Source organism: Methylobacterium sp. Leaf91 (genome assembly GCF_001422815.1).
Taxonomy (GTDB): Bacteria; Pseudomonadota; Alphaproteobacteria; order Rhizobiales; family Beijerinckiaceae; genus Methylobacterium.
Genome location: NZ_LMMP01000003.1, coordinates 19894 through 38262, shown reverse-complemented (window position 1 = coordinate 38262; position 18369 = coordinate 19894). Strand labels below are relative to the sequence as shown.

Below are 18369 nucleotides of genomic sequence, written 5' to 3'. Positions count from 1 at the left end.
CATGACTGACACCGTGGCCCCCCTCGCCCCCTTCCCCGCCACCGAGATCCCTGCGATCCGGCACGATTGGACCGTGGCGGAGATCCAGACGATCCACGACCTGCCGCTCCTCGACCTCGTGTTCCGGGCGGCACAAGTCCACCGCGCGCACAACGACCCGGCCGATATCCAGCGCGCCGCCCTGCTGTCGATCAAGACCGGCGCCTGTCCGGAGGATTGCGCCTATTGTCCGCAATCGGCGCATCACAAGGGCACCGGCCTGCCGCGTGAGCGCCTGATGGCGGTGGACAAGGTGCTGAAGGAGGCCGCCGCCGCGAAAGCCGCCGGCGCCCATCGTTTCTGCATGGGTGCCGCCTGGCGCCAGCCCAAGGACGGGCCGGAATTCGATGCGGTCCTCTCCATGGTGCGCGGTGTCCGCGGCCTTGGAATGGAAGCCTGCGTCACGCTCGGCATGCTCACCCCGTCCCAGGCGGGCCGCCTCGCCGAGGCCGGGCTGACCTCCTACAACCACAACCTCGATACCGGCCCGGATTTCTACGGCGACATCATCTCGACGCGTACCTACGAGGATCGCCTCAACACCCTTCAGAACGTGCGCGATGCCGGGATCGGCGTTTGCTGCGGCGGCATCGTCGGCATGGGCGAGGGCGTGAAGGACCGTGCTGCGATGCTCCAGGTGCTCGCCAACCACGCTCCCCATCCCGAGAGCGTTCCGATCAACGCCCTGGTGGCCGTCGAGGGGACACCTCTCGAGGACCGTCCGCCCGTGGACCCGCTCGATCTCGTCCGGATGTGCGCCACCGCCCGTATCGTGATGCCGAAGGCGCGTGTGCGTCTCAGCGCCGGCCGCAAGGGGCTCACCCGCGAAGCGCAGATCCTGTGCTTCCTCGCCGGCGCGAACTCGATCTTCTACGGCGAGCGTCTCCTCACCACGGCCAATAACGAGACCGACGCCGATGCGGAACTGCTTCGCGACATCGGCATCACCGTGCCGGGCCTTACCCTGGCGGCGGCGGAATAAGCTCAGAGCGAAGTCGGCGCGCGGTCCGGGATCACGATCCGGAAGCGGGCGCCCTCGCCCTCCTGCTGCGTCTGATCGAGGGTGAGACGTCCGCCCTGAAGCTGGATCAACTCGGCGGCGATCGGCAGGCCGAGCCCCGTCCCCCCCGCGCGCATCGACCCTTCGAAGGGCGCGAACAGGTTAGCCCGCGCCCGTTCGGGAAGCCCGGGTCCGTTATCCGAGACGACGACGGTCAGGTTTCCCGAACCCGGCTTACCGTGGCGGCTGGCCTCGATCTCGATGACCGGATCAGGAGCTCCGGCTTTCTCGGCGCCCATGGCCTGCACGGCGTTGCGCACGATGTTGGTGAGCGCCCGCGAGAACTGGTCCGGATCGATCTCCACCTCGATATCCGGCTCGCATACGACGCGGATCGTCACGCGTGACGCGTCGTCGAGCCTCGCCAGATCGGACAGTTCGGCCAGCAGCGGTGCGAGCTGGATTGTGCGCCGCTGCGGCATTGCCTCGGTCGCCCGACCATAGGCCAAGGTCTCCTCGCAGAAACGGATCGCCCGGCCGAGCGTGGCGAGGAGGCGGGGGGCGATACGCTCCACCGCCGGGTCGGACACCGTCTCAAGACGGTCTCCGAGCAGCTGGGCGGTGGTGAGGAGGTTGCGCAGCTCGTGGTTGATCTTGCTCACCGACAGGCCAAGCTCGGCGAGGCGGCGCTTCTGGCGTAGCTCGCCCGCGAGCGCCGTCTCCATGCGGGCCAGGGCCACCTCAGCGTGGCCGATCTCGTCGGTCCTGCGCGAGGGCGTGATGATGCGGTCGCTCCCCTGGGGATCGTCCGCGAATTCCGTGATGTTGCGGGCGAGGCGCCGAACCGGGCGAACGATGATCCGCTGCAGCATCAGGAAGACGAGGCCGGCCACCGTGGCGGCGATCGCCAGCGACGAGAGCAGCAGGCGATCGGCGAAGTCGATCAGCGCCTCGCGCAGGGGCGCTTCGTCGAGCAGGATCTCCACGAGGTCGAATCCGTCCCGCCCATGGCCAATGACCCGGATCGGACCCTGATTCTCGGAGAAGACGGTCCGCCATGCCCCCCCGATGGAGGTGATCCAGTCATGCGAGCGCAGGTCGACATGGCCGGTGACCTCCGACGGCACGGCGTCCACCGCGAGCAGGCGGCGTGTCCCGTCGCCACGAACCGCGATGGCACTGGCACCGACACCCTTCAGAAGATGCCGGGCCAGTTCATCCGAGACATGCTGATCCGGCGAGGCATCGAGGACGAGAGCGGCGATCTGCGCGGCGGCGATCCGGTCCGACAGCCACATGCGCCGGTAATTCGCGACGGTGGGCACGTAGATTAGGATTTCGACGAGGGCGACGAAGGCGATGGTCACGAGGAACAGCCGGCCCGACAGGCCGAGATGTCGGCCGATCCCCGCCCGAGCCTCCGCTGCGACGGGGACAGGTGTTTCCATGTCGGCGCGTGGCGTCGCGTCCATCACGGGGTCCCGATCATCCCTGCTCCCGGGTTTCTTTGCTCGTCCCGGTTGCTCTGGCGCGGCACCGGGCCAGCACCGGTATTCCGTTCCCTCGGCGTCGAACGACACATGTCGATCTTGTTGTTTGCATGACGGTTACGCTTCGCGCGCGGCCCCGTCGAGTACCCCCGCAATGGGGATCTGGCGTGAGGGGCTAGGACGGACCCGCGCGTCTGCGGGCGAAGCGGCGTCTCAACGCGATGGAGAGGAGCGCGAAGGCGGCGATCCCGCCGAGGCCCGCGGCTGTCTTGACGGTGACCAGCGACCGCAGGGACAGGGCCTCGTCGCACGCGACGGCGCCGCTCTCCAGGCAGGCCGCTTTGGCGGCTTCGTTGGCCGCGATGACGTCCTCGATCGCCGCTCCGGCCGCCGCATAGACGAAGGCGCCGGGGGCCAGGCCAAGAAACGTGGCGAGCACGAAGGTGCGCAGGGATACGCCGAAGGCCGCCGGGGCGAGGTTGGTCATCCAGAACGGAAAGATCGGCAGGAGCCGCAGGACGAGGATGTAGCCGAACGCGTCGTCGCGAAATCCGGCGGCCAGACGTCCGAGGCGCGGTCCGGCGCGGGTGACGAGAAACTCGGACATCGGACCACGGCCGATGGAGAAGACGATGGCCGCCCCGGTCGTCGCCGAGACGAGAGCGATCCCCGCCCCGGTAGTCGTCCCGAACAGAAAGCCCGACAGGATGGTCAGCACCAGCGAGGCGGGCACGGACACGATCACGCAGCCGATATAGACGAGGCAGGCGATCCCGATGGACCGCAACCGGTCCTCGGCCACCGCCTCCATGAGCGCTGCGCGATAGGACAGCAGGCGGTCCAGGCTGAAGAGATGCGGCGCTCCGGAGACGAGCACACCCAGCGACAGGGCCACCAGGGCGAGGACGGGCAGCCACCGCATGGCGCGTCGGAGCGCGCCGCTCGAGTTGCGTGTCATGTCCCCGCTTCGCCGCGCCGGATCAGCCGGCCTTCCGCATCCTCAGGATCTTGAAGAATCCACCGGGAAAGGTCGGTGAGACGCCGATGAACTCGACGCCGTTCCGCTGAGCCCAGGCCTCGATCCGGGTCGATTTGAACGCCGAGGACCAGCCGATCTTGGTGCAGAGCGGCGCCACGATTTCCTCGACCTTGGCCACGGCCCCCTTGGTCTGGCCGAAATGGTTGGCGAGCACGATCTCTCCGCCCGGCCGCACCACCCGGAGGAATTCCGACAAGGCGGCCTCCGGGTCGGGCACCAGGGTGATCAGGAACTGCGCGACCACGGCATCGAAGCTGGCATCGGCATAGCCGAGACGGCACACATCCATCACTTGAAGACCGCGGACATGGGTGAGCCGGCGGCGGAGTACCTTGGCGCGGGCGCGCTTCAGCATGTCTTCGGAGAGATCGACGCCGCAGACGAAACTGCCCGGCGGATAATAGCCAAGGGACAAGCCGGTGCCGACGCCGGCCTCCAGGATGCGCGGCCCGCAGGCGGTGGCGGCCGTCACCGCATCGCGCGCGGCAGGCTCGGTCAGCTTGTCGTAGACGACGTCGTAGACCGGTGCCCAACGGGCATAGGCCTTGCGCATCAGGGCCGTGCTCGGACCGGCCTGCGGCTCGCTCAGCATATCGTCTCTAGATCCTGCGGATGGGAAGGTTTTGGCTCGGGTCTGCGGGTCGGCGTCAGGCGGCTTGCGCCGCTCCGGCTGCCAACGCGTCGATGCGACGAATGGTGCCGCCGCCGAGCACACGCGAGCGTGGGCCGTCATCGGCATAAATGACGCAGGCCTGGCCCGGAGAGACGCCGTCTTCCGGTGTGGCCAGAACGACCTCGGCGGCTGCCCCGTCCCGATCGACCGTCAGATGCGCGGCGCGTGGCTCCCGGGTCGAGCGGACCCGCACGGCCACAGGCATGTCGACGACCCCGCCAGGGGGCATGCCGCCGAGCCAGTTCAAGTCGTCGAGCCGGATGCGGCTGGTGGCCAGGGCGGAACGCGGACCCACCACCACGCGGGCGGAACCCGGCTCCAGGCGGATCACGTAGAGCGGCTCTCCGACGGCGAGGCGAAGGCCCTTCCGCTGCCCGATCGTGTAATGGATGATGCCCTCATGCTGGCCGAGCACGCGGCCTTCGAGATCGACGATGTCGCCGGCGCGCGCCGCATCCGGCCGCAGCTTGGCGATGACGTCGGCGTAGCGCCCCTGGGGCACGAAGCAGATGTCCTGGCTGTCGGCCTTCTCGGCAATGGCGAGGCCGAGTTCACGGGCGAGGCGACGGGTCTCGTCCTTCGGCATTTCGCCCAGGGGGAAACGTAGGAAATCGAGCTGCTCGGCTGTGGTGGCGTAAAGGAAGTAGCTCTGGTCGCGGGCCGGATCCAGGGCGCGGTAGAGGCCGCGCCCGCCGGCTTCGAGGGGGCGACTGGCCACGTAATGGCCGGTCGCCAGCACGTCGGCATCGAGGTCGCGGGCGGTGGCCAGAAGATCGCGGAACTTGATCGAGCGGTTGCACTCGACGCAGGGGATCGGCGTCTCGCCGGCCAGATAGCTCTCGGCGAAACGGTCGATCACCGATTCCCGGAAGCGGTCCTCGTAATCGAGGACGTAGTGCGGGATGCCGAGCGTCTCGGCGACCCGGCGCGCATCGTGGATGTCCTGGCCCGCGCAGCAGGCACCCTTGCGATGGACCGCCGCCCCATGGTCGTAGAGCTGCAGCGTGATCCCAACGACATCGTAGCCCTGTTGGCTGAGCAGGCCTGCCACCACGGAGGAATCCACGCCGCCGGACATGGCGACGACGACACGTGTCTCGTGCGGGGCCTTGGGGAGGTCGAGGGAGTTCATCACGTCACGGGTTCGCCGGCAGGCCGCAGCGCCCGCATATGCGAAGTCTATAGCGATCCTGAGGTCGAACTTCCAGGCACGCGCGAGGCGGGGCTCGCATACCGGAGCACTGAACCCGGCAAATCCTGCCGGGACGGGGACGATTTCGCCGGGTCGCGTCGGTAAGATTCAAAAGGCTTGGAAAAATGTTGCTGTTAAATCAACGGGTTGCGGCGTGTGGGCCGTGGCTCGAAGTTTGCGCGGTGGGGGCGAGGAGATGACGCCCCATGGCCACCACGTCGATCAGCGGAGAAAAGGGCGTGCGGTTGGCGAGCGCGGTCGCCGCGCGTCCCGCCATGCCTCTTTCGGCCGCTTCCGATGGCCTCGAACGTTTCAGCATCCCGGTCGAAGGGCCAAGCTCGGGCGCGATACCGGTCTCAAGCGGAGCGGCAGAGCCGAAGGCGGCGATCCGAGACGGTGCAGCAGCCAAACCTGTCGCTGCAGCCAAACCTGTCGCTACGGCGTCGCTGGGTTCGGCGATCGCGCAATCCGCCTTGCCGATCTCGGATCTGGTCCGGTTGGCAAAGGCTACGATCCCGTCGTCACAGCCTTCAACAGACAGTGCCGCAGGACAGATGGCGGATGCGGCCGAGACAGGACTGCCGCGAGCCCGAGAGGACGAGGATCCGGCGACGCCGCCGAGCGAGGCCGGCCTTGGCGGTTTCCCGTGGCTGAGCGAGCAGCAGACCAATGTTGTCGCCAAGCCAGCTCAAATGCCGCAGCAAGGTGGCAAGGCAGGCTTGCCGATCATCGACGGCGCCGAACCTTCGCCCGTGCAGGCTCGTCAGGGGCAGGTCCCGGACGCTCCGCCGGGTCAAGCCTTGCTGCCCATTGCGGGAAACGGTCGTCTGTCCGCCTCCCGGGTTCAGACCGGAAGTGCCTTACCTTCCTCGACCTTGCCTCCCTCGACAATGGTACAGGCGGCCGCGACCGCTCCGGTTCAGGCCATCGTCTCTGAGCCTGCGGAGGCCAACCCGGTCACGACGGCGGATGAGCCGAGCGAGGACGTGGCGGTCCCAGCGGACGGTATGGTGCCCAATGCGACCGGCATGATGACTCTCGCCTTCGCTCCGCCCGAATCCGTCGCGCCTCCGCCCGCGGCGAACGCCCCCGCGATGGCGACACAGGCCGGTGCCGCGCCCCCTCCGAACACTGGCGAAATCGTTTCACACGGCATCGGTGCTGCGAGAGCCCCCGATGGTCGCCTTGCCGCCCTCCCCGCACTCGGAACCGACCGCTCGGCTTCTTCCGAGCGCGAGACCATATCGGTCAAGGCTTTCGATGAGTTCGCTTCCGGTTCGGCAATGGCCTCCGGTGATCTCGCTTCCGCCCCAGCCTCGCCGTTCGGCCCTGCGCCGGCGGCCCCGCTTCCCGCGGCCGCGCTCGATCCCGCCGGCATCCTCCCCCAGGCCCAGGCTGTGCCGGTGCCCCTCGGCGCGGTGGCGATGACCATCGGGCTGCGGTCGTTGGCCGGGTCCAACCGTTTCGAAATCAGCCTCGATCCCAAGGATCTCGGACGGATCGACGTGAATCTCGATATCGACAAGGACAACGGCACGGTCACTGCGCATCTCACGGTCGATCGGCCGGAGACCCTGGCCCTGCTGCAACGCGATGTCGGCAACCTGCAACAGGCCCTGTCACAGGCGGGTTTCGACGCGGGTGAGGTCGGCATCAATCTGTCCTTGCGCAGCGACACCGGCTCCACCGGGGGCAACGGCGCCGAGCGGGATGGCGGGGGCAGCCGTGACGGCCGTTCCGGCAACGGCGGCTCCGACCTGAAAGAACAACGCCTTCCCAACGACGCCGTGCCGCTGCGAATGCTGCGCGGTCTCGGCGGTCTCGACATCCGAATCTGAGGACACTGCCATGACATCGGGCATCACCGGAGCTTCGAGCAGCTCCTCCATCACGAACCCGAATACCGCCACCGGCGCTTCGCAGGAGATCGCCGGTAATTTCCAGCAGTTCCTGACCCTGCTGACGACACAGCTGAAGAACCAGAATCCGATGGACCCGCTGGACACCAACCAGTTCACGCAGCAGCTCGTGCAATATGCCGGCGTCGAGCAACAGCTGAAGTCGAACGACCGGTTGGACTCGATCCTCAACAATGCGAAGGCGTCCAGCGCCGCCGCAGCGACCGGTTTCATCGGTCAGAGCGTGACGGCGGACGGGCGGGTCGCCAACCTGAAGGATGGTTCGGCGGTCTGGACGCTGACCCCGGCGCGGGCCGCCAAACAGGCGACGATGACGATCAGCGATGCCAAGGGCAACGTGGTGGCGACACAGTCGAAGGCGCTGACCGCGGGTGCGCAGACTTTCGCCTGGGACGGTCGATCCACCTCGGGTTTCACCTCCGCAAACGGCAGCTACTCGATCAAGATCGATGCCTTCGACGCCACTGGTGCACAGGTTAGCGTCGATACGCAGGTTGCCGGAAAAGTCGATGGCGTCGATCTCAGCGGTACAGAACCGGTGCTGCTGATTGGCAATTCGCGGCTGCCGATATCGAGCGTTCAGAACATCGGAGCCGGGTTGTCCACATGATCGTGGAAAAAACGAATCAGATGCAATCGATCCGCTTCAACATATCTTAAGCGGGCGCAAGTACCTTCCTGGCTCGACAGGTCAGTCGAGTTGTAGAGCGTATCATGACCGAACCAAGCCGCCCGAGAGTCAAATACGTCATCGGGCCAGATGGCAGTCCGTTGACCATTGCCGATCTTCCGCCGACCACGACCAGACGGTGGGTTATCCGCCGGAAGGCGGAAGTCGTCGCAGCCGTACGTGGCGGACTTCTCAGTCTCGAGGAAGCCTGCCAGCGCTATACCCTCACCACCGAGGAATTCCTGAGCTGGCAGTTCTCCATCGACCAGCACGGTCTCGCCGGATTGCGTACAACCCGCATCCAGCATTACCGCCACTGAGGTCAATGGAGTTCGGCGTCCGCTCCGGATGCCGAGACAATGCCTCGGACCACCGTCGATCCACGAAAGAACCGCGCCCCCTCAAGGGCGCGGTTCTTTCGTTACAGGGACCGCCGCGGCAGGACCGAGCCACACCCTTTTTTCATTCGTTAAGACAATCGTTAACCGAACGCTAACCACGGCCTGGGCAAATTTTGCCGAGTGAGCGCGGCCCTTCCGTCGCTCCGGTTCGGGTGGGTACGTCGCGTCGTGAAGTCGGTTCTCGAACTGGTGACGAAGTTGGGACCGGCACGGCTCGCGGCCATGGCGGCCGTGACGCTGACGTTGATCGGCTTCTTCGCCTTCGTCATCCTGCGCGTCTCGAAGCCCGATATGGGTGTCCTCTTCGCCGACCTGTCGATGCAGGATTCGGGCGCCGTGATCCGCGACCTCGATGCGCGCGGCATCAAATACGAAACACGGGGCGATGCCGGCCAGACCATCATGGCGCCTCGGGCCGACCTGCCGCGCCTGCGGATGGACCTTGCCGGCAAGGGTCTGCCCAGCGCCTCCGGCGTCGGCTACGAGATCTTCGACAAGGGCGATGCGTTCTCGTCGACCAATTTCGTTCAGAACGTCAATCATTTGCGCGCGCTCGAGGGCGAGCTCGCACGCTCGATCCGGGCCATCGGCCGGGTCCAGGCGGCGCGCGTGCACCTCGTCATACCGGAGCGCCGCCTGTTCGAGCGCGACCGCGAATTGCCGAGCGCCGCCATCGTGCTCAAGCTCGTCGGCGACATGGACCCGTCCCAGGTCCGCGCCATCCGTCACCTCGCCGCCTCGGCGGTGGAAGGCCTGAAGCCCGAGCGGATCTCCATCGTCGACGAGCGCGGCCGCCTGCTGGCGGACGGGGCACGGGGTGCTGAGGCCGAGACCGGCGCCGGCATGGAGGAGAAGCAGGTCGGCCTCGAGCGCCGTCTGCGGTCCCAGATCGAAGAGATAGTGGCCGGTATTGTCGGCACGGGTCGCTCGCGGGTGCAGGTCACCGCGGAGCTCGACCGGAACCGCATAGAGAGCCGTTCGGAGACCTTCGATCCAGAGAGCAAAGTCATCCGTTCGACCCAGACCCGCAGCGAAAGCGCGCTCACCGGGGGGACAGAGGGCGCCGTGACGGTCGGCAACGAATTGCCGGGCGCCAACCAGCCGACACCGAATCCCAACTCGAAGGATTCCACGAAGAAGGACGAGGAGACCACGAATTACGAGATCTCCCGCGTCACCAAGACGGTCGTCGAGGAAGGCGGACGTCTGAAGCGCCTGTCCGTGGCGGTCCTCGTCGACGGCGCCTACGTGCCGGGGGCCGATGGCCGGCCCGTCTATCAGCCGCGCCCCGCCAACGACATCGAGCGGATCGCCACCCTGGTCCGCACCGCCATCGGGTACGACAAGGATCGTGGCGATCAGGTCGAAGTGGTCAACCTGCGTTTCGCCGAGACGCCCGCTCCCGTCGAGTTCACCGAGCCGTCGCTGATCCAGTCGTTCCTGGCGCCGTCCAAGGAAGACGTCATGCGGATGGTCGAACTCTCCGTGCTTCTGATCCTGACCGTGATCGTCCTCATGGCCGTGGTCCGTCCCCTTCTACGCCGCGTCCTCGCCTCGGAGCCCGCCCAGGCCATCCTGATGGCGGGTCCGGCACTGGCCGGCGGCGAGCCGGGCCCCGACCAGGTCCTGGTGGCACGCGACAACCCCACCGCCCGCCTCGTCGACTTCGCGCAGCTGAACGGCAAGGTCCAGGCGGAGACCGTCCAACGGGTGGTGGACATGGTCCGCGGCAGTCCGAGCGAGACGGTAGAGGTCCTGCGCAACTGGATCCACGACAGTTGAGCGGGTGGGCGATGGTCTTCGAAACGGCAGCCACAACGGTGAAGAGGAGTGAGGCATGTCCTCGGGGTTGAGCGTCATCCCGGATCAGGAACTCGGCAAGGCGGGCTTGAACGCCATGACCGGCGCCCAGCGCGCGGCTGCGCTCCTCCTGCTCCTCGGCGAGACGGAGGGCGCGCCGATCTGGCAGATGCTCGACGAGGAAGAGGTCAAGATGGTCTCGCACGCCATGGTCCAGCTCGGATCATTGGAGGCGGAGACCGTCGAGAGGCTGATCGTGGATTTCGTCTCGCGGCTCTCCTCGGGCGGCGGCATCACCTCGAACTACGAGCGCACCGAATCGCTGCTTCTCAAGATTTTTCCCACCGAGCAGGTCTCGGCGATCATGGCGGAGATCAAGGGCGCTTCGGGCAAGCGGGTCTGGGCGAGCCTGACGCAGATCGACCCCGAGATCCTCGCCTCGTTCCTGCGCAACGAATACCCGCAGACGGTGTCCGTCGTGCTGTCGAAGGTGCGGCCGGATTACGCCGCCAAGGTCCTGACGATCCTGCCCGAGGATTTCGCCATCGACGTCCTCAACCGCATGCTGCGGATGGAGACCGTGCAGAAGGAAGCCCTGCGCCATATCGAGGAGACGTTGCGCGTCGAGTTCGTCTCGACCATCGCGCAGACCACGCGGCGGGACGCCCATGAATTGATGGCGGACGTGTTCAACGCCTTCGATCGCCAGACCGAGGGCCGGTTCCTCGCGGCCCTGGACCAGGCCAATCGCGGCTCGGCCAAGAAGATCCGCCAGCTCATGTTCACCTTCGAGGATCTGCTGAAGCTCGATGCGGGCAGCGTGCAGACGCTGTTGCGCAAGGTCGACACCGATACCCTGTGCCGCGCGCTCAAGGGCGCCGACGAGCGCGTGCGCAACTTCTTCCTCAAGAACATGTCAACCCGCGCGGCCAAGAACATCAACGACGAGATGGGCTCGCTGGGGCCGATTCGGCTCAAGGACGTCGATGAGGCGCAAGCCAAGATGACCGAGCTCGCCAAGGAACTGGCCGAGAAGGGTGAGATCATGATCGCCAAGTCCAGTGGCGAAGAGGAGCTGGTCTATTGAACGCCCGCCGGTTCCTGTTCGACACCGATTTCCGGCCGCGCGAGGGCGCGACCGTCTCGCCGAAGGAGGCGGCGGCCCTGGCCGAGGCCGTGGCGCAGGCCCATGCGAGGGGTGTCCAGGAAGGGCGCGCCCAGGCCGAGGCCCAGGCCCAGGCTCGCATGGCGGATGCCCTCACCCGCGTCGGCCTCGCCGCCGCCGGCCTCATCGGCCAGGCGGATTCGCGGGACGCGGCCCGCGAGGAGGAGGCCATGGCCTTCGCCGTATCCCTGGCGCGCCGCATCGCGGGCGATGCCCTCGATGCCCATCCGCTGGCGGCGATCGGCGACGCGGCGCGGGCCGCCCTGCAGCACCTGCGCGGCGTGCCGCATCTCGTCGTGCGCGTGAACGACAGGCTGGTGGACGAAGTCGAAGCGCTGGTGAAGAGCCTCGCCCGCGAGCGCGGCTTCGAAGGGCGTCTGATCGTCCTCGGGGAGCCCGACCTCGCCCCCGGCGATGCCCGCATGGAATGGGCCGATGGCGGGGTGGTGCGTGACCGTGCCCGTATCGAGGCCGCCGTGCTCGAAGCCATCGGCCATCCTCTCGAATCCTGATCCGTCGACGACCCCCCCTGTAACGCGCGACTTTGAAAGATCCTGATGGCCGACGATTTCAGCCTGCCGCTTCTCAATGGCGGCGACGCGTCCTTCGACGGGCTCGGCTCCGAATCGATTCGTGAGGCGCCCACCACCCCGAAGAGCGCTGCCGATCTCGAACAGGTCTTCGATGTCCCGGTCATGGTCTCGGCCGTGCTGGGGTCGTCCCGCATGCCCATCGGCGACCTGCTGCGACTGCAGCCCGGCGCGGTGCTGGAACTCGACCGCAAGGTCGGCGAGGCCATCGACATCTTCGTCAACAACCGCCTCGTCGCGCGCGGAGAGGTCGTCCTCGTGGAGGAGCGCCTCGGCGTGACGATGACCGAGATCATCAAGAGCGACCACTGATCCCGCCCGCCGCGCTGCTGCGCGAGGCTCCACCGACACAGGATACTAGACCATGCGGCTCCTCATCATCGGACGCTTGAGCGGCGAACTCGTCACCGCCTCGAAGATCGCCATGAGTCGCGGCGCGGCCGTGACCCATGCGGACGGGGTGGCGCAGGGTCTCGCCGTGCTGCGCGCCAAGGGCGCCGACCTCGTCATGATCGATGTGGGCCAGCCGATCCGCGAACTCGTGACCGCGCTCGCCGACGAGCGCATCCGCACCCCGGTGGTCGCCTGCGGCGTCGCCACCGATGCCAAGGCGGCCGTGGCCGCGATCCAGGCGGGTGCCCGCGAATACATTCCCCTGCCGCCCGATCCGGAATTGATCGCCGCCGTGTTGCAGGCGGTCTCCGAGGACGGACGCGCTTTCGTCTGGCGTGACGCCTCCATGGAGCGGGTGGTGAAGCTCGCCGAGCAGGTCGCACGGTCGGAAGCCTCGGTGCTGATCACCGGCGAGAGCGGCACCGGTAAGGAGGTGCTCGCCCGGCACGTCCATATGAAGTCGACCCGTTCGAGCCGGCCCTTCGTCTCGGTCAACTGCGCCGCGATCCCGGAAGCTCTGCTCGAATCCGAACTGTTCGGCCACGAGAAGGGCGCCTTCACCGGCGCCGTCGCCCGCCGGATCGGCCGGTTCGAGGAAGCCAATGGCGGCACGCTGCTGCTCGACGAAATCTCCGAGATGGATGTCCGCCTGCAATCGAAACTGCTGCGCGCGCTGCAGGAGCGAGTGATCGATCGGGTCGGCGGCACGGCCCCCGTGAAGGTCGATATCCGGGTGCTCGCCACCTCCAACCGCAACCTCATCGACGAGGTCCGCAAGGGCACGTTCCGCGAGGATCTGTTCTACCGCCTCAACGTCGTGCACCTGCGCCTGCCGCCGCTGCGCGAGCGCCCGGCCGACATCCTCGAGCTGGCCTCCCACTTCGCCAAGAAATACGCCGAGGTGAACGGCGTGCCGGTCCGTGTCCTGAGCCGCGAGGCGCAGGCGATCATTCGTGAGAATCCGTGGCGCGGGAACGTGCGCGAACTCGAGAACACCCTCCACAGGGCGGTCCTGCTGGCGACGGGCCCAGAGATCGACGCCGACGCGATCTCCACCCCGGAGGGCGAATCCTTCGCCCGTTCTGCCGGGCCGGTGGAACGCGCCGCCCAGGTCGCCGAGGCCGCCACCCGTGGCCTCGTGGGGCGGACGGTGGCTCAGGTGGAATGCGAGCTGATCCTCGACACGCTCGACCATTGCCTCGGCAACCGTACCCATGCCGCCAAGATTCTCGGCATCTCGATCCGCACCCTGCGCAACAAACTCAATGAATATGTCGATGCCGGCATCAGCGTCGCCGAGCCCGGCAGTGTCCGGGCCGTGGCGGCCTACGGCTGAACGGCGCGGAGCCGGCGAGGCGACACGCCCCGTTGCCGCCCCTCCCCCCCATGGTTAGGTGTGGCGGCGGCGGCGCCCACTCCCCTCGGCGCGCCGGATGTGGAACGGGCACCCGGATTTGGCAAAGCACGACAAGGACACAACCGTGCGGACGGCGAAGTCGGGTTATTCCGACATTGTCCTGGTCTGCGCGAAATGCACCAAGCGCGTCGGCCTGAAGAAGGACGAGATCCGGGGGCGGCTCAAGCGGGAGGCGAAAAGGCGCGGCCTCGGCGGGATGACCCGCGTGGTGTCCACGGGCTGCCTCGGCCCCTGCCCGAAGCGGTTCGTGGCGGTGGCGACCTCCTTCAGCCTCTCGCGCAACCGCATCGTGCTGATTGATCCCGAGGGTAATGCCGAGCAGGCCCTCGATACGGTCTATCCGCCCGCCCGCCGGTCCGAATGAAGCGATCTCCGATTTCGGCCCCAATGCCGCTTTAGGGCGGATCCGGGATCAATTTGGGTGGCAGACTTTGCGCCGGATGCGGTGCCCGCCGAGCAGAAGAGGATCGTCGCCCTTGGCGCTCGTCCATTCCACAGAGTTGTACCGGTGACGCGCCGGGTCGTGGCGCCTCCTCCCGCCCGTACGGGCGCCGTGAGGCACGTCCTGCGATACCTGCCCGTCCTGGGGACGGTACTCGGCCTCGTCCTGGCGATCTGGCTGGTGGCGACCCACGATATCGCCTCGGTGACGGATGCCTTCGGGCGGATCGGGATCGTTGGGCTCGCCGGCATCGTGCTGATGCGCGTCGTCATCCTGTCGCTCTGCGGTCTTGCCTGGGAGCGGGTGCTGCACCGGCTCGCTGCCACCGCCGAGGCGGGAGCGTTCCTCATCCTCCGTTTCGTGCGGGACGGGATCAACGTGCTCCTTCCGGTGGCCTCCGTCGGCGGTGACGTCGTCGGCGGGCGCCTCCTCACCTTCTGGGGGGTCCCGGGCAAACTCGCCGCGGCCTCGATCCTGGTGGACATGCTGATCCAAGTCGGCACGCAGGCCCTCTTCGTGCTCATCGGCGTCGCGCTACTGATGCAGATGGAAGGCGAGTCCGCCGCGTCCCTCGCGGCTTGGGCCCTGCGGGCGCTCGGCGTCACCGCCATCGTGCTCACAGCCTTCTTCGTCTTTCAGCGCAGTCCGCTCATCCGGGGTGTCGAGCGCCGCATCGCCGAGCTCGCCCGTCGCTTCCTGCGCGACCAAGAGGAGGCCGTCCCCGGCTCGGCGCCTGCCGATGCGGGCGTGCATGGCGCTCTCGACACGGTCTGGGCCCCGAAGCGCTGGCCCCTGCTACTCCAAGGCGTCGTCCTGCACCTCCTCGCCTGGATGCTCGGTGCCACTGAGATCTGGATCGCGCTGACGTGTATGGGCGTGGGGGGCGTGGGCCTCGCCGAAGTCATCATCATCGAGGCCTTGAGCCAGGCCATTAAATCGGCGGCCTTCCCGGTGCCCAGCGGATTAGGGGTTCAGGAAGGCGGGTTCGTTCTGGTTGGCGGCCTGTTCGGCATCGACCCCGGCACCGCCATCGCCCTGTCGCTTGCCAAGCGCGTGCCGGACGTGGTGCTCGGCCTGCCCTCCCTGATCCTGTGGCAGACCCTCGAGGCCCGCCGCGCCACGATCCTGCCGCCGCGCGGCTGAACCCTTTTCAGGTCGAGATCGTCGCGACCGATCCGCCATCGACGCGCAGATTGGCGCCGGTGACGAAGCTCGCCTGTTCGGAGCAAAGGAAGGCCACGGCCGCCGCCACCTCCTCCGCCCGTCCCCGGCGCTTGGCCACCATGCCGGGGCGCTCCTCGTGGAGGAAGCTCGCGATCGCCTCATCGAAGGAGGTCCCCTTCTCCTCGGCGCGCTTCTTCATCATAGCGTCGGTCATCGGTGTGGCGATGAAGGCAGGGGAGACGGTGTTCACCAGAACGCCTTCCGGCCCGTAGGCCTTGGAGAGACCCTTGGCGAGGCTGAGGATTCCGGCCTTCGCCGCGCAATAGGGCAGTTCCTCGACATAGGGCTGCACCGCGTCTTCGGAGGCGAACAGGACGATCCGCCCCCACCCGGCCTCGCGCATGCTGGGGATGAAAGCGCGTGTCACCCGCACCGCCGCCATCAGGTCGGTCTGGATCGTCTCCAGCCAATCCTCGTCGGTCAGGTCGAGGAAGTCGCCCGTAGCCCCGGTGATGCCGGCGGCATTCACCAGGATGGTCGGGGCCGCACCGAAGGCCTCGCGCGCCTTGATCGCCAGCGCTTCGACATCGGCCCGCTGTGTCAGATCAGCGACCACCGCCACAATGGTACCGAGGCCGGACAGTGCGGTGGCCGCTTTCTCCAAGGCCTCCGCGACCTTATCGCTGAGGATGACCTTTGCTCCCTCCTTCAGGAGCAGCTCGGCCGTGGCGTAGCCGATTCCGGAATCGCCCCCGGTGACGACGGCGACCCGTCCCTCGATCCCGAAATCCATTGCTCGCTCCGCTGGCCGCGTGGGTCCGACCGGGGCGACACGTTCTCCGGCCGGTCATGTGCGGGCCAACCCTGACCGGGCCGGGGGTGTTCCGGGCTGCGCGACTGTGACGGATCGGGCGCGTGTCCGGCCTCCGCGGTGACCTACGGCTCCGCAGGATCTTCGCAGAAACGCAGGGTGTTGCCGAAAGGGTCGGTCACCGTCATCACCAGCCCCCAGGGCAGGCTCTCTATGCACGGCTTGGCATACACATAGTTCTGGGCGCCAAGTTCCGCCTGGAAGGCGTGAATGCCCGCCATCCGCACGAAGGTCGTGGAGCCCGGCGTCGCATCGCCGTGATGGCCGCTCAGATGCAGGATAAGACCGGCGCGCGAAACCTGGGCGTAGAGCGGAAAGTCGGCGCCGAAGCGATGCTCCCAATCGACGCTGAAGCCGAGGAAGTCGACATAGAACTCGCGCGCCTTCGCCTCGTCGAAGATGCGCAGGATCGGGCAGGTCTGGTCGAAGCGGATAGTCCGGTCGGGTGTCGACATCGGGCTCGGCTCCTCAGGCGATCCTGTCGGGCTCGGCCAGAAGCCCGTCGACGAAATCCGACAGGCCGGTGTTGCGGGCGCGCTTGAGGCGCTCGGCGACGAGGATTCCCTGGAGCTTTGCGAAGGCGTCGTTCAGGTCGTCGTTGACGAGGACGTAATCGTACTCGTTCCAGCGCTGGATCTCGACGCGGGAATTGGCGAGGCGCTTCTCGATGGTCTCGGGCGAATCCTCGGCTCGGCGTTCGAGGCGGTGTCGCAACTCGGCGAGGCTCGGCGGTAGTATGAACACCGTCACCACGTCGTCCGCGAGCTTCGCCCTCACCTGCCGCGTGCCCTGGTAATCGATGTCGAAGATCATGTCCCGGCCGGCGCCGAGCACCTTCTCCACCGGGCGGCGCGGCGTGCCGTAGAAATTGCCGTGGACCTCGGCCCATTCGAGCAGGTTGTCGGCGCCGCGCAGGGCGTCGAAGGCCTCACGGTCGATGAAATTGTAGTGCTTGCCGTCGATCTCGGAGGGCCGGCGCTGTCGCGTCGTCACCGAAATCGAGAGATCGAGCCCCCATTTCGGGTCGCTGGCGACCGCGCGGGTCAGCGTGGTCTTCCCCGCTCCCGAAGGCGAGGACAGGATGAGGATGAACCCGCGCCGCCCGATCGTCGTGGCCTGCATGTCCGAAAAACCTACTCGACGTTCTGAACCTGTTCGCGGAATTGCTCCACCACGGCCTTCAAGTCGAGTCCGATCCGCGACAACGCGATGTCTCCGGCCTTCGCGCAGAGGGTATTCGCCTCGCGGCCGAGCTCCTGGGCCAGGAAATCAAGCTTGCGGCCGATGGCGCCGCCCTTGGCCAGCAACTCGCCGACACTGTCGAGATGGGCGCTCAGACGGTCGAGTTCTTCGCGCACGTCGGCTTTCGCGGCGATGAGGACGGCCTCCTGGTGCAGACGGCCGGGATCGAGCCCGCCGGCCTCCATCAAGGCGGCGATGCTCGCGGACAGGCGCGCCTTCACCGCCTCGGGCTGGCGGCCGGGGCAGGCCTCGGCGGCCTGGCGGAGGCGGGACATGGCGACGAGCTGCCCCTCGATGATGGCGCGCAGCTGGCGCCCCTCGGCGCGGCGCGCTTCCACGAGGTCGGCCACGAGCCGGACCACGCCCTCGGCGAGGTCATGGGCGAGGCTGTCCGATTCCGCCGCCGGCTCTTCGTCGGATTCGATGACGCCGCGGATGCCGAGCAATCCGTCGAGGGAGGCCGGGGCGAGCCCTTCCGGACGCGGCACGCGTGCCGTGGCGGCGGCGAGCTCGGCCAGCAGGGTTTCGTTGATCCGCACCCGCGCCTTGGCCTCGGGCCGGGTGAGGTTGAGCGAGAGCTGGCACTGGCCCCGCGTCAGGGTCTTCTGCAGGGCGGTACGGGCAACCTCGCCCACCGCCTCCAGGCCGTTGGGCACGCGCAGGCGCACGTCGAGCCCGCGCCCGTTCACGCTGCGGACCTCCCAGGCCCATTGCACCGGGCCGGTGGTGCCGGTGGTGCTGGCAAAGCCCGTCATGCTGGAGAGGATCATGATGTCTGAACTTTAGTCGGTCGTGCGAACCTCCCTCCCCCTTGCGGGGAGGGATCGAGAGTGGGGGTGGTTGGGCGACCATCAGGCAGCGG

19 protein-coding genes are annotated in these 18369 nt (G+C 67.5%); 11 read left to right on the top strand and 8 right to left on the bottom strand.

Annotated elements, in window-relative coordinates; translation table 11 throughout:
* Position 1: 1 nt before the first annotated feature.
* A complete protein-coding gene (bioB, locus tag ASF32_RS03695; RefSeq protein WP_056423798.1) occupies positions 2–1021 on the top strand; it encodes a biotin synthase BioB in 1020 nt (339 codons plus the stop codon).
* A gap of 2 nt (positions 1022–1023) precedes the next feature.
* Here the strand turns inward: bioB and ASF32_RS03690 are convergent, their stop codons facing one another.
* The 4 genes from ASF32_RS03690 to mnmA all read right to left on the bottom strand — a co-directional run bounded on the left by ASF32_RS03690 (position 1024) and on the right by mnmA (position 5373).
* On the bottom strand, positions 1024–2487 hold the full coding sequence (locus ASF32_RS03690) for a HAMP domain-containing sensor histidine kinase (protein WP_056424442.1): 1464 nt from the start codon (positions 2485–2487) through the stop codon (positions 1024–1026).
* Between the two features lie 217 nt (positions 2488–2704).
* Positions 2705–3487 (bottom strand): VTT domain-containing protein, encoded by a 783-nt coding sequence (locus ASF32_RS03685; protein ID WP_056423796.1) that lies wholly within the window; start codon positions 3485–3487, stop codon positions 2705–2707.
* Positions 3488–3509: 22 nt separating this feature from the next.
* Entirely contained in the window at positions 3510–4160 is a 651-nt protein-coding gene (locus tag ASF32_RS03680) for a class I SAM-dependent methyltransferase (RefSeq protein ID WP_056423795.1), read from the bottom strand.
* 55 nt (positions 4161–4215) lie between these two features.
* Positions 4216–5373, bottom strand: coding sequence for a tRNA 2-thiouridine(34) synthase MnmA (mnmA, locus tag ASF32_RS03675; protein ID WP_056423793.1), 1158 nt, complete (start codon positions 5371–5373; stop codon positions 4216–4218).
* 266 nt (positions 5374–5639) lie between these two features.
* On the opposite strand from mnmA, the gene ASF32_RS03665 reads away from it, so the two are divergent.
* The 10 genes from ASF32_RS03665 (at position 5640) to ASF32_RS03620 (ending at position 15373) form a co-directional block, all read left to right on the top strand.
* Positions 5640–7271: a flagellar hook-length control protein FliK gene (locus ASF32_RS03665; RefSeq protein WP_244483589.1), complete on the top strand. Its 1632-nt coding sequence runs from the start codon at positions 5640–5642 to the stop codon at positions 7269–7271.
* 10 nt (positions 7272–7281) lie between these two features.
* Positions 7282–7962, top strand: coding sequence for a flagellar hook capping FlgD N-terminal domain-containing protein (locus ASF32_RS03660; protein ID WP_056423787.1), 681 nt, complete (start codon positions 7282–7284; stop codon positions 7960–7962).
* 104 nt (positions 7963–8066) lie between these two features.
* Positions 8067–8342 (top strand): DUF1153 domain-containing protein, encoded by a 276-nt coding sequence (locus ASF32_RS03655; protein WP_018044452.1) that lies wholly within the window; start codon positions 8067–8069, stop codon positions 8340–8342.
* Positions 8343–8591: 249 nt separating this feature from the next.
* A complete protein-coding gene (fliF, locus tag ASF32_RS03650) occupies positions 8592–10205 on the top strand; it encodes a flagellar basal-body MS-ring/collar protein FliF (protein ID WP_056424440.1) in 1614 nt (537 codons plus the stop codon).
* A 55-nt stretch (positions 10206–10260) separates the two neighbouring features.
* Positions 10261–11310, top strand: coding sequence for a flagellar motor switch protein FliG (gene fliG, locus ASF32_RS03645; protein ID WP_056423785.1), 1050 nt, complete (start codon positions 10261–10263; stop codon positions 11308–11310).
* Positions 11307–11900 carry a FliH/SctL family protein gene (locus tag ASF32_RS03640; protein WP_056423783.1) on the top strand — a complete coding sequence of 198 codons (594 nt, stop codon included), beginning with the start codon at positions 11307–11309 and terminating at the stop codon, positions 11898–11900. Before fliG ends, ASF32_RS03640 begins: the two co-directional genes overlap by 4 nt.
* Before the next feature lie 45 nt (positions 11901–11945).
* Entirely contained in the window at positions 11946–12290 is a 345-nt protein-coding gene (fliN, locus tag ASF32_RS03635; RefSeq protein WP_056423780.1) for a flagellar motor switch protein FliN, read from the top strand.
* Positions 12291–12342: 52 nt separating this feature from the next.
* On the top strand, positions 12343–13707 hold the full coding sequence (locus ASF32_RS03630) for a sigma-54 dependent transcriptional regulator (protein WP_056423778.1): 1365 nt from the start codon (positions 12343–12345) through the stop codon (positions 13705–13707).
* 145 nt (positions 13708–13852) lie between these two features.
* On the top strand, positions 13853–14152 hold the full coding sequence (locus ASF32_RS03625; RefSeq protein WP_244478134.1) for a (2Fe-2S) ferredoxin domain-containing protein: 300 nt from the start codon (positions 13853–13855) through the stop codon (positions 14150–14152).
* Between the two features lie 144 nt (positions 14153–14296).
* On the top strand, positions 14297–15373 hold the full coding sequence (locus ASF32_RS03620) for a lysylphosphatidylglycerol synthase domain-containing protein (RefSeq protein WP_082470517.1): 1077 nt from the start codon (positions 14297–14299) through the stop codon (positions 15371–15373).
* Between the two features lie 7 nt (positions 15374–15380).
* Here the strand turns inward: ASF32_RS03620 and ASF32_RS03615 are convergent, their stop codons facing one another.
* From ASF32_RS03615 to ASF32_RS03600, 4 genes are all read right to left on the bottom strand, one after another.
* On the bottom strand, positions 15381–16187 hold the full coding sequence (locus tag ASF32_RS03615; protein ID WP_056423775.1) for an SDR family oxidoreductase: 807 nt from the start codon (positions 16185–16187) through the stop codon (positions 15381–15383).
* 143 nt (positions 16188–16330) lie between these two features.
* The gene (locus ASF32_RS03610; protein ID WP_056423773.1) at positions 16331–16720 is read right to left on the bottom strand and encodes a glyoxalase superfamily protein; all 390 of its coding nucleotides are present in this window, start codon (positions 16718–16720) and stop codon (positions 16331–16333) included.
* Between the two features lie 13 nt (positions 16721–16733).
* Positions 16734–17387 (bottom strand): guanylate kinase, encoded by a 654-nt coding sequence (gene gmk, locus ASF32_RS03605; RefSeq protein ID WP_056423771.1) that lies wholly within the window; start codon positions 17385–17387, stop codon positions 16734–16736.
* An 11-nt stretch (positions 17388–17398) separates the two neighbouring features.
* Entirely contained in the window at positions 17399–18277 is an 879-nt protein-coding gene (locus ASF32_RS03600) for a YicC/YloC family endoribonuclease (protein ID WP_056423768.1), read from the bottom strand.
* Between the last annotated feature and the right edge of the window lie 92 nt (positions 18278–18369).